The 11505-nt window shown below is 39.6% G+C and carries 9 protein-coding genes; 7 read left to right on the plus strand and 2 right to left on the minus strand.

The features are described from left to right. Positions 1-12: 12 nt before the first annotated feature. The gene (locus tag NAT51_RS07880; protein WP_250597542.1) at positions 13-585 is read left to right on the plus strand and encodes a pentapeptide repeat-containing protein; all 573 of its coding nucleotides are present in this window, start codon (positions 13-15) and stop codon (positions 583-585) included. A gap of 185 nt (positions 586-770) precedes the next feature. On the opposite strand, the gene NAT51_RS07885 is transcribed toward NAT51_RS07880, so the two are convergent. Next, on the minus strand, positions 771-2243 hold the full coding sequence (locus tag NAT51_RS07885) for an N-acetylmuramoyl-L-alanine amidase (protein WP_250597544.1): 1473 nt from the start codon (positions 2241-2243) through the stop codon (positions 771-773). Further along, positions 2243-3088 (minus strand): hypothetical protein, encoded by an 846-nt coding sequence (locus NAT51_RS07890; protein ID WP_250597546.1) that lies wholly within the window; start codon positions 3086-3088, stop codon positions 2243-2245. The genes NAT51_RS07885 and NAT51_RS07890 overlap by 1 nt, the downstream gene beginning before the upstream one ends. A gap of 206 nt (positions 3089-3294) precedes the next feature. On the opposite strand from NAT51_RS07890, the gene NAT51_RS07895 reads away from it, so the two are divergent. From NAT51_RS07895 to NAT51_RS07920, 6 genes are all read left to right on the plus strand, one after another. Beyond that, positions 3295-4776: a hypothetical protein gene (locus NAT51_RS07895; RefSeq protein ID WP_250597548.1), complete on the plus strand. Its 1482-nt coding sequence runs from the start codon at positions 3295-3297 to the stop codon at positions 4774-4776. Positions 4777-5587: 811 nt separating this feature from the next. Beyond that, on the plus strand, positions 5588-9115 hold the full coding sequence (locus NAT51_RS07900) for a DUF6443 domain-containing protein (RefSeq protein ID WP_250597550.1): 3528 nt from the start codon (positions 5588-5590) through the stop codon (positions 9113-9115). Between the two features lie 10 nt (positions 9116-9125). Further along, complete coding sequence (locus tag NAT51_RS07905) at positions 9126-9305, plus strand: hypothetical protein (RefSeq protein ID WP_250597552.1); 180 nt, start codon at positions 9126-9128, stop codon at positions 9303-9305. Beyond that, a complete protein-coding gene (locus NAT51_RS07910; RefSeq protein WP_250597554.1) occupies positions 9302-9475 on the plus strand; it encodes a hypothetical protein in 174 nt (57 codons plus the stop codon). Before NAT51_RS07905 ends, NAT51_RS07910 begins: the two co-directional genes overlap by 4 nt. Positions 9476-10085: 610 nt before the next feature. Next, a complete protein-coding gene (locus tag NAT51_RS07915; protein ID WP_250597556.1) occupies positions 10086-10535 on the plus strand; it encodes a hypothetical protein in 450 nt (149 codons plus the stop codon). 328 nt (positions 10536-10863) lie between these two features. Then, positions 10864-11322 (plus strand): hypothetical protein, encoded by a 459-nt coding sequence (locus tag NAT51_RS07920; protein ID WP_250597558.1) that lies wholly within the window; start codon positions 10864-10866, stop codon positions 11320-11322. Positions 11323-11505: the final 183 nt, after the last annotated feature.

Here is an 11505-nt window from a genome sequence, read left to right on the forward strand (position 1 = left end):
TAAATTTTTTCTATGGCCTCTGAATTTATCTACGACAAAGAATACAACAACATAGCTTATTCCAAATACGAAATCAACCACAATGAATACGAGAACTGTATTTTCAACCATTGTGATTTCACCGAAGCTACTTTTACAGGTGCAACATTTGTTGACTGTACTTTCAACCATTGTAATTTTAAAGAATCCAAAATAGGACACGTAGGTTTACGCGGCATCCAGTTCAATGACTGCAATTTTACAGGCGTCAACTTTGCCATGACTGACCAGAAGATTTACGAATTCCATTTCACCAACTGTCTGCTGGATTATTCCATGTTTTACAAACTGAAATTGAAACGCATGCAGTTTACCAATTGCAGTATGGTTTCGGTAGATTTTATGGAAAGTGACCTGACCGAAGCCTTATTTGACAACTGCAATTTACGTCTGGCTGTTTTTTCGGATACAAATTTAACCAAGACCGATTTTTACACCAGCCAGAATTTTTCGATCCATCCGGTGAAAAACAAAATCAAAAAGGCCATTTTCTCGAATGAAAATGTAAAAGGGTTACTGGAGCATTTTGAAGTGATTATTAAATAGAGTTATGAGTTATAAGTTATGAGTTATGAGTTGAAGGAATAACAAAACTGTGGCAAAAAGGTTTTCAAAAACGAAATTGCCACAAAAGTTGTGGCAAAAAGAAAATTAAAAATGAAATTGCCACAACATTTTTCAATCAAAAGAATAAAAAAATCCGGAGTTGAAGCTCCGGATTTTTATTTCAATTAATTCTTCACGATCTTTCGTATAAATTCCTGATAATCAGCAGTTATACGCATCACATATACACCTTTGGCCAAGATACTGACATTAATCGTTTCCGGAGCCTGCCCGTTCGTCATTTTAAATGATTTTTCATATACCATTTTACCGTTCACATCCACAATCAGCACCTCCATTTTGTTTACTGACAGATTGTTTAATTCAATGGAAACCAGTCCGTCTGTTGGGTTAGGATAAACTTTCAGTTTAGCATCATTTGACACAACACTGTCACTTCCCTCCTCTTCTTTGGCACAACTTATTGCCGTAACCGAAAGTGTACCGTTCGAATTATTGATTGTCCCGGCGCTGTTCTTCGCTTTGATATAATAGGTGTAAGTACTACCGGCCGTGATCAGATACGTATTCAGGAATGAAGTTGTGGTCAGATCCGGCGCATACAAATTACCGTTGCGGTAAATATCATAACTCGTTGCATTCGCAGATGCCGTCCATGTCAGATTGATTGCACTAGTTGAACCGCTGCAGGTTGGCGTTGCCGTAATGGTAAAACTACCCGGAGGACAGGTTGGCGCCACACCGGAAAGCGTTCCGTTCGAATTAGTCGTTTGCGTTGCCCCGGCATTTTTAGCTTTCACATAATAGGAATAGCTTGTACCCGAAGTTACCACCGTATTAGTATACTGTGTACCCGTAATCCCGCTGGCGTATAAAGCTCCGTTCCGGTAAATATCATACGAAGTCGCATTAGCCGAAGTTGTCCAGTTCAAACGGATTCTGGTGCTCGTACCGCTGCATTCCGGAGTCAGGGTAAGCGAGAATGCTCCCGGAGCCGGAGTTGCCGAGCACGTCAGGTTCAGATTAGACTTCAACGCGTTGAAATATGCCTGTGCAAAATTAGCCCTCCAGGTTGTACTCGTCAGTTTTGCCGCATCGGCAGCTGTATCCACAAAACCAATTTCATTCAGACATCCTGTTGCCGACGAATAACGCAATACCCCAAGATGGTACGCCAGGAAACTGTTGTCCTCCACACAACGACGGTTGGCCCATGAACCGTAGCTCACCATATCCGCCTGAATTTTTTGGGAGAAAGCAATATCCGGAGCTGTTGTGGTATCATCATACGTACAGTAAAACGTTTCGGTTCCGGTTCCGCCGCCGGCATTACAGTGAATACTCAAAAAGCGGTCGGCGTTCCAGTTATTCGACATCGTTGCTCTCTGGTTGACCGAGATCCATCCGTTCAGATTAGTCGTACGGGTCATGTGCACCGCCCAGGCACAACTGTTCTGTATTAAAGTCCGCGTGCGCAATCCCACATCAAGCGAAGTTTCGATTTCGGTGGCAGTTCTTCCGTCCGGATTATCCGAAGTTGTGGCGCCGTATCCATGTCCGGGATCAATCACAACAATCTGGGCATTTGCAAAAGCAGCAAAGGCCATCACAAAAATATAGCTACATAGTTTTTTCATCAGAATTTAATTTTAGAAGTAAATATTTGTCCGGTTCTGTCATCTGCAAAAATCAGATTGTCTTCCCCATAGAAAGCCGGAAACATTTCAAAAGTCTTTTCGGTAGCGGTAATTTTTTCCGTTGTCCCTTTTTCGGTATCAAACAAATACAATTCCGAATTGCTTACCGTATGCCCGTCGGTACTTTCATCCAAAAAACCCAACAGATACTTATCATCATTGGACCATCCGGTTATGAGTCCGCTCCCGATTCTTTTTCCTTTGGCCGAACCGTCTATCGGATACACATAAATATCAGCACCGTTATGCACGGCCACTTTAGTTCCGTCATGCGATAAAACCGCATTGTAAAATTGCCCTTCGTCATTGGTTACGATCCATTTTTTGGAAGTAGCCAGATCAATTGCTTCGATTTTAAGTGTGGCAATATTGGTATACACCACCACACCTTTATCATTCCCTTTGTAGGACGGCAGGTAATTGTGGTTCAGTTCTGTTTTTGAAGCTGCACCTTTAACAATATCATACTTCATGACATACGAATTCATTACGTAATCACCTTCGGCTCTCTCCTTATAATAAAAGGACTGGCTGTCCTGACTCCAGGCATATCCATAGCCACTGCCTTCCTGTTTTGAGACAGCTGCAATTTTCCCGGAATTCAGTTCCAGAATATACACCCCATGGAAATGTTCCCCTGTGAGTAAGGCATACTTCCCGGACGGTGAAACTACCGGGTTCGTGTAAAACCCTGATTTTGTTATTGCTTTGATTTCGGTCATTCCCTGGGAAAAAGCACTCCATCCCGATAAGACCAGCAATAATTGCAATACGATTCTTTTCATAATTTTTTAATTTAAGTTTTTTGTTTCAACAAATCTATAAAAAAGAATTTTCCTACAAACATTTTTTCAACCAACTGATAAACAATAAACAAGACATAACACAAACTTAAATTTTAATTTGAAGTTAAAACAGGTGTTTATACGTATTCCCACAATTTTCCGGCTCGATAATTTTGTTAACAATACAATCGAAAACTAAAACAAACATGAAAAAGAACAATCTAAAGTTTGCAACCGGACTCATCGCTTTGATTTTCCTTGCATCCTGTAAACCGAAAAACGAAGAATACGCCATGATTCCGAATGATGTGGATACCACCTGCACCGTTTCGCAATCAGAGTTCAATTCCTGGTTTGTAAGCGGTACTGCAGCAGAGAACGGAGCCGTAAACCCGGCTAACAGTGTTGACTTTGTACACAATGACAATTGTGATTTTTACAAATGGTCAGCGCAAATGTTTTTATGGATCACCTCTCCCGAATACGGAGCAGGGACAACGATGGAATCTCCGGTTTTTTACACCGTTTCCCCTAAAGAAGCCGATGGTAAACGCCATTTGGTTCCCCACAAAAAAGGAGTTTTACTGCGTGCCATGGCCAATGTTGAAAAAACCAGAAGAATCAACAGTGAGGAAGGTCAGGCTACCGATGACGTGTTAATGGACCGCAACGGTAATCTGGTGTACTACATCTCTATGGTGAATGATGTGTATGCCCAGTTCCTTACCGGTGTAAAAGATAATAAACTGAACGGTAACACTTTCCCGACGACTGCCGCACAACGTGACAGTATCTTTGCGTATGCCAAAGCAAACGGTGTGACTTTAAAAGACCCGAATGCACTGGCCATCGAATTGAAAACATCATGGGTAGTGGCCGAGACACTGAAAGATGCCAAAGATTATGTAACCATCGATGCAATTATACCGACGTATACCAAATCGGATACAGTGTGGACCATCAAAGGAGAGCGCAAAGCAAAACTGGCGTTGATCGGAATGCACATCGTGGGCAGTACATCAGGGCATCCTGAAATGGTATGGGCTACATTCGAGCACCACAAAAACGCTCCGAATGCTTCTTACCAATACATCAACAACAAGCAGGAAACCAAAACAGTTCCCGCAGACGGCGGTAAAGACTGGTTATTGAATACTGACGCCAAAGACACTGCGGTTAACATCAGCCACATGAAGTTCTATACCGATACCGTTACCAATACATCCTATATTAAAAACACACCGGGCTACACGATCAGTCCGAGTAACACCCAGAAAACAAAACCTTGGGGTGTGGCGTATTCCGGACAGCCTAATGCCGAGAATCCGACAGCTGCGGCTTCCAATACCGAAATCCTTTCGATTAACTCGTCCATCCAAAAACTTTTACCGGGCAACGACGTCAGAAAAAGATATTTACTATTGGGGGCAACCTGGACCGATGGCGGTGCCGGACCTGACGGAACAAGTTACTCACCAACCAATACACAGGCCGGAACGGCAATCGGTACGAGCCAGTTGGCCAACAGTACCATGGAAACCTATATCCAGAACGGAACCGGATACAGTAAAAACGGAACCTGCTTCTACTGTCATTCCAATAATGGCGGACTCCAGCCGGGTGATTTGAGCCACGTGTTCAATGCCATCCTTCCGTTACCCAACCGTAATAAAACACCAATTAAATAAGTATCAGCACACATCTGAAGAGCGGGGAATTTCCCCGCTTTTTTATTTTAAACCATTTTACCAAGGTTTTACCCAACTACGCAATCCTGATAGCTATCGGGCTGTAAAAATTTTACCTGCATCCTCCTTCGTCGGATACGGCTAATTTCCTTTCTTTTGTCTTGACACAAAAGAAACAAAAAGTCAAGTCTGGGATTTTCAGCGGTCAAATATAGTCTTGAATCCTAAAAGAAAAGAACTCGCCTTTCAGGCTCAAACAGCTTTTCTTTTTACGGATTCTTCAACTATTTGACACTCGCTTCCAAATCCTAAGACTTTTGTAAATCGTATGTCTTTGACGGGAAAAGAATCTAAATACCAATAATCCTTCAATCTGATAATCTAAATGTCTGACAATCCAAAAATCTGACAATCTAATATGTGGCAATTACGTTTTCAATTTTCTTTTTGCCACAACTTTTGTGGCAATTTCATTTTTGAAAACGAAATTGCCACACTCTTTTGCCTTCGAGAGCCTCAGGCAACGCATTTCGATGGTCGAGTACTGAGCCTGTCGAAGTATGGTTACTGAGCCTGTCGAAGTATGAAGCCACATTCCGATACTTATGCCTTCGAGAACCTCAGGCAACGCATTTCGATGGTCGAGTACTGAGCCTGTCGAAGTATCAAAATCCAATCTAATAATCTCTTAAAAAAAATCAGTATTTACCGGGATTGTCCTGTACGAATTTATCCCTTATGTTTGCAACAGATCTTACTGGATAAAGACTAACGTAAAAACACCTGCCAAAATCCGAAACACTAAGGCAAGATGAAAAAACTGTTATTACTATTGCTGGTACCGGGATTTGCCTTGGCGCAAAGCACCAACCAGAATTATACCAAAGCTACTACATACCGCGGGGAGAACGGGACGTTGCCGCAGACCACGGTGACCTACTTTGACGGATTGGGACGTCCCATCCAGAAAGTGGACAACGCGATGAGCGCGACGGGCCAAAACATCGTGACCCACATCGAGTATGATGCGTATGGACGACCGGTGAAAGATTATTTACCGTTTGTGTCGGGCGTATCGACACTGGATTATTTAAGCAGTGCGGTGACAAACCAAAACACCTATTACACCACTCCGGCCAACGGAGAAACCACGGCTTACCCGTACAGTGAAAAACTCTTGGAAGCCTCACCGCTGGACCGTGTACTGAAACAGGCTGCTCCGGGTGAAGCTTGGAGAATAGGTTCAGGACACGAGATTAAATTTGAATACGGTACCAATGAAGCAACAGGCAGCAATGCCGTGAAATTCTTCAAGGCCACTGCTACCTGGAACGGATCGTTACTGGCGTACACCAATACCTTGAGTCAAACGACAAACTACTCGGCTAATGAATTGTATCTGACCATAACCAAAGATGAGAACTGGACCTCAGGGAACAACCACACCACACAGGAATTCAAGGACAAAGCCGGTAAGGTGGTAATGAAGCGGACTTTCAATGCCAATGATGCGCACGAAACCTATTATGTATACGACCAGTTTGGAAATTTAGCGTATGTGATCCCGCCATTAGCGAATGCCGCATATGACAGTACGACCCTTAACGGATTGTGTTACCAGTACCAGTATGACAACCGCAACCGCCTGGTATCAAAAAAACTACCGGGCAAACAGTGGGAGTTTATCGTGTATGACTTACTGGACCGACCGGTAGCGACCGGACCGGCTTTATCACCGTGGGGAACCGGAACGCAAGGCGTGATGGTCACCCAGTATGATGTGTATGGAAGACCCACGCAAACGGGTTGGCTACCCACTGCCATCGACCCGAATGCGAGAAGCAGTCAGCAAAGTACCGTTAACGGGGGAAGTAATCCGTATACATTGGGAAGCAATGATGTACTGAGCAAAAATTATTATGATAACTACAGCTATGCAGGAGCTCCTACCCTTCCAAGCCAGATTGAAGGCCAGGATGTTTCGACAACCGTTAAAGGAATGGCCACGGGTAGCTGGGTAAGAATCCTGACCCCGCCAACAGAGAATAATGGCGAACTTTCCTATACGCTATACGACAAGAAAAGCCGTGCTATCCGCACGCATACTGATAATTATTTAGGCGGTTACACCGAAGTGGACAGCAAGCTCGACTTTATGGGGAAAACCGAGTACACCATCACACGCCACAAACGTACCGGCAGTGATACTGAAATCGTGATCACGGATTCCTTTACCTATACGGCACAGGATCGGTTGGCCTTGCATACCCACCAGATTGACGGTGGCGATGTACAGGTATTGGCCGACAATACCTATGACGAGTTGGGCCAACTGAAAAGCAAGAAAGTCGGCGGCAGTGCCACGAGCTATACTTCGTTACAGAACGTGGATTATCAATACAACATCAGGGGCTGGCTGAAATCGATCAATGATACAGAAGGATTGATCAGTACCGATCTGGGTGCCAAAGACGATTTGTTTGCTTTCAAGATCAGTTACAACAATCCAGCAGACAGCAATAAAGCGTTATTCAATGGAAACATCTCGGAAACCCAATGGCGTACATTATATGACGATCAGCAGCGTAAATATACGTATACTTATGACCATTTGAACCGTTTGTTACAGGCCGATTATTCAAAGCCGGGAACCAATGTGAAGAATGCCTATATGGAAGCCATCAGTTATGACAAGAACGGTAACATACAAGGTTTGCAACGGTCAGGTTTGATTGAAGCGGATGATTATGAGTATCCTATAGATGACTTGACTTATGCTTATGATACCAATAATAAAAACCGCTTACTAAAGGTGACCGACTCCAGTGAAATATCAGAAGGTTTTACGGAGAACATGGACCCGAACGGAATCGGCAATGACGATTATGCCTATGATGCCAACGGAAACATGACCCGTGACGACAACAAAGCGATAACCAACATCAGCTATAACCATTTGAACCTTCCGTTCACGATTACTTTTTACAACCCACACGGCAAACAATCCAAAATTGAGTATATTTACGATGCGGCAGGAAGTAAGAAAGGCAAGAAAGTTCATTATTACGAACCGGATTACAGTGGAGGCGGTGGATCTGACATGAAGGGTGCTTCAACAAATACCACGTCTACGAATTCCTCTGTTGGTCCTGTAACCCATGTACAGAAGATGACACAAACCGATTATCTCGCCGGAGGGTTCCAGTACAAGGATAACGTTCTTGAGTTTATTGCACATGCGGAAGGGTTTGTAAAAAATGAGAATGGGTATGTGTATTATTTTAATTATACCGATCATTTAGGGAATGTAAGAGTTACCTACACTGATGACGGCAGCGGCACACCTTATGTGGTGGAAGAAAGTAACTACTACCCGTTTGGATTGAAACACAAAGGCTACAACGAGCCGGATCAGAACCCGATGGATTGGGGATATATACTGACCAGTGGAACTTATTTGAACCATAAGTATAAGTACAATGGGAAAGAGTTTCAGGATGAGTTGGGGCTTGGAATGTATTCGATGGACATGCGCCAATATGACCCAGCGATTGCAAGATGGGTAGTATTAGATCCTATAACACATCATGACTTTTCACCATATAGTTCATTTGATAATAATCCGGTATTTTGGGCAGATCCAAGTGGAGCTGACTCTGTAGAAGGGAATAAAGATGGGGTAATTTATGGAAATGGACATTGGTCTGATGGTATTAGAAACGTAGATAGAGAAGATGATAACAATACACCTCCAGATGATTATATTTTCAATGAAAAAGGAAGATATGTTAGAACTGATAAAAATAATAAGCCTGATATGTTAGTCATTGAAAATTCAAAAACAAAAAAGCAAAAAAAATATAGTTTCAATGACCCAAAAACAGATGTAGCAGATATAAAGTATAATTTAGAATTGTGGGGAGATGCGTTTAAAGACATCAAATTTATCTATACATTAACTGATGATAGAATTTCGAAAATGATGGATGAATCAGATGTTCGTTATAGAAATTATTTATCAAGAAGGTTTTATGCACTAACCGAATCAGTTGGTGGAAAAATTGACTTTACAGTTTATCATTTAAATGTTGTTATAGCAGAAAACGGGTTTGCTCATATATGGGATTTTAATTCAGTTTCTAAAGATAAAGGGCCAATTTTTCTTTTTCCTGGTTCTAACAAAGCATATAATCACATGGATGCAGGTAATTTTCTATGGGGTAATGCAATGAGGAAACTTGGTTTTACAAATCAACAAGCTATAGATGCTGCAAAAGGATATAATAAAAATGATTCTAATGCTGATATTAAAGCTATTAATGCAGGTTTTAAATTTTAAAAATTAATATATGAAATTAAAAAAAGGAATATTAATAACTATAATAGTGATATTTTTAATAATAATTTTTATTTCATCATTTTACATTAAAAATGCTCTCCATAATAATGAAGATTCAAAAGAATTGTGGGATAGTAGAATAGAAAATGTTAAAACTGATACCAGTTCAACAAATAATAACTTGAATTGAAGGAAAAGAAGCAACCAGATGCTGGTAACTTCATGTGGGGGCAAAGAGCTTACTTAAATGCTCTTCCAGTAAATGTAATGTTAAATGCAGCAGCAAAAAATGAAGGTGGTGCGGATACTCAGGCGGATGCACAAGCAATGAAATCAGGACATAGTTATAGAACGAAATAAAAATTTTATGAAAAACAAAGGGAATATAATTTCAATATTATCAATAATTAGCTACTTAATTATTAAACATTTTGGATACGTACAATCTGGAATATTTAACTTGTTTGAAAATAGAAGTATTCTTTTCGTGATATACATGGGTCTCCTCATAGTTGCAGTTTTAAGTTCATTATTTGCTTTAATAAAAAGCTTAACTTCAAAAAAGATAAATGTCATAAGCCTTATTTTGCTAATTACATCCATTACAATTTTTACTTATGATTGGTTAATCATGTAAGAGGTATAGAAACCAGATAGCGCATTCTATGATAAAAAACAACTTTAATTAAAAAATTAAGATGCAAATTTATACGTATTTATATATGGAGTTTGTCGGTAATGTATCAAATTAGGGCATGAACTAAAATTTTAAAATAAGTAATTGAAAAACAGCGCTTAATATAAAAGTTAAGCGCTGTTTTTTGTTGTATAAATAGATGATTAAAAAATTGAAGAATCGTTAAATCGCATAAAATAAGGATTTTGTTTTGCTACGTGTATTAAATTAGGGCATGGAAAAAATCCCGATAGCTATCGGAGTTTAATCAACAAAATGAAATAACAAAAAAATATGGACGCTAAAAAAACATTGATTCTATTACTATTCTCTTTAGGACTTAATAGTTGTAGAGAATTCAAAAGAGAAAAAATCGCAATTAATTATAAAGAAGGTTATATAAAGGTTCTTTCAAATGACTATGTGATTGATAGCCTGATAATGTATAATAACATAAAAAAATATTACGTTTTAGGATTAAGTGATAAAGGGAATGGTTCAAATGTTATCTTTTATAATAAGCAAAACGCAAACTATAAAAATTATACAGATAGCTTAGAGTATTACTGTTCAAATCCACCTGAAGTGGATGCACAAGGACTAGATATAATAATTAGAAAAAAAGGATACACTTCTAAAGAAAATGGTAAAGATTATTTAGAGATTCAATATTCAGGCTATAATAAAGTTCCATGCAACTCGATACTAATTGATACAGTTGAAACAAGCAGTCCTTATAAATAATTAAAATCAGGAAATCCCGATAGCGCGGATTTGCACCCGAGCGTAGCGAACTGACGTAGTAATCCGTGCCCGCAAAGAGAATAAAATTGAGAAAAATCCCAGTCGGTATGATTGGGATTTTTTGTTAGATTTGTTTTGAAGTGGATTGTGGGCACGGATTGCAAATCCGCGCTATCGGGGTCCAAGAAAGAAGTGGAATTAAAATAAATCCTGCTGGAGCTATGGTTACTCCAATCTCCCCAAGAACAGCACCAGATAAGCAAGGGTACGAAATAACTAATAGAAAAGGCCAGACAGAACCTCTTTACAAAAAAGGAAGGAAGTAATTATGAAAGCAATACATATATTTTTTTTATTAATGTGTTTCAGTTTATTTAGTCAAACAAAAAACACTAAAGCATTAAAATTTCAAGGCCACCTAAAAGGTGTTTTCGAAATTATTGAAATTGATTCGTCTCAAAGCGAAAATAAAATTAGATTGAAACTTATCCATTTGTTGAATCCAAAAGATTTTGCTGAATTTGACGATTCAAAATCTTATTATGCACTCGTTATCTCAAAAAAAGAAAAGACAAATTCGAAAAAAAAAATTCAGGGATTGCAGAAATTAATTATCGGTAGGGAATATTATTTCGATCTTCATCACATCTTTTTTTATAAATCGTTATATCCTGGCCCTAATACTATTCCTTATGCATTTAATCTTGATGATAAACGCATTTGGGAAGAAGCAGATGATTACGGACTTTACACAAGTGAAAATCTATTTGGATTATTTTACAAATAAAAGGAGACCCGATAGCGCATTCTATGATAAAAAACAACTTTAATTAAAAAATTAAGATGCAAATTTATAGATATCTATAAACGGAGACGAACATGAAAAAGATACTCTAAAACTATTTTTTAAACTTAAAAGCGGGGAATTTCCCCGCTCTTTTATTTTAATCATTTTGTGGCAATTTCGTTT

Source organism: Flavobacterium amniphilum, assembly GCF_023634845.1.
GTDB classification, from domain to species: domain Bacteria; phylum Bacteroidota; class Bacteroidia; order Flavobacteriales; family Flavobacteriaceae; genus Flavobacterium; species Flavobacterium amniphilum.

What these genes read in the sequence shown, in the direction of transcription:
- NAT51_RS07880 (WP_250597542.1), top strand. Translation starts at nt 13, where the DNA reads ATGGCCTCTGAATTTATCTACGACAAAGAATACAACAACATAGCTTAT.
- NAT51_RS07885 (WP_250597544.1), bottom strand. Translation starts at nt 2,243, where the DNA reads ATGAAAAAACTATGTAGCTATATTTTTGTGATGGCCTTTGCTGCTTTT.
- NAT51_RS07890 (WP_250597546.1), bottom strand. Translation starts at nt 3,088, where the DNA reads ATGAAAAGAATCGTATTGCAATTATTGCTGGTCTTATCGGGATGGAGT.
- NAT51_RS07895 (WP_250597548.1), top strand. Translation starts at nt 3,295, where the DNA reads ATGAAAAAGAACAATCTAAAGTTTGCAACCGGACTCATCGCTTTGATT.
- NAT51_RS07900 (WP_250597550.1), top strand. Translation starts at nt 5,588, where the DNA reads ATGAAAAAACTGTTATTACTATTGCTGGTACCGGGATTTGCCTTGGCG.
- NAT51_RS07905 (WP_250597552.1), top strand. Translation starts at nt 9,126, where the DNA reads ATGAAATTAAAAAAAGGAATATTAATAACTATAATAGTGATATTTTTA.
- NAT51_RS07915 (WP_250597556.1), top strand. Translation starts at nt 10,086, where the DNA reads ATGGACGCTAAAAAAACATTGATTCTATTACTATTCTCTTTAGGACTT.
- NAT51_RS07920 (WP_250597558.1), top strand. Translation starts at nt 10,864, where the DNA reads ATGAAAGCAATACATATATTTTTTTTATTAATGTGTTTCAGTTTATTT.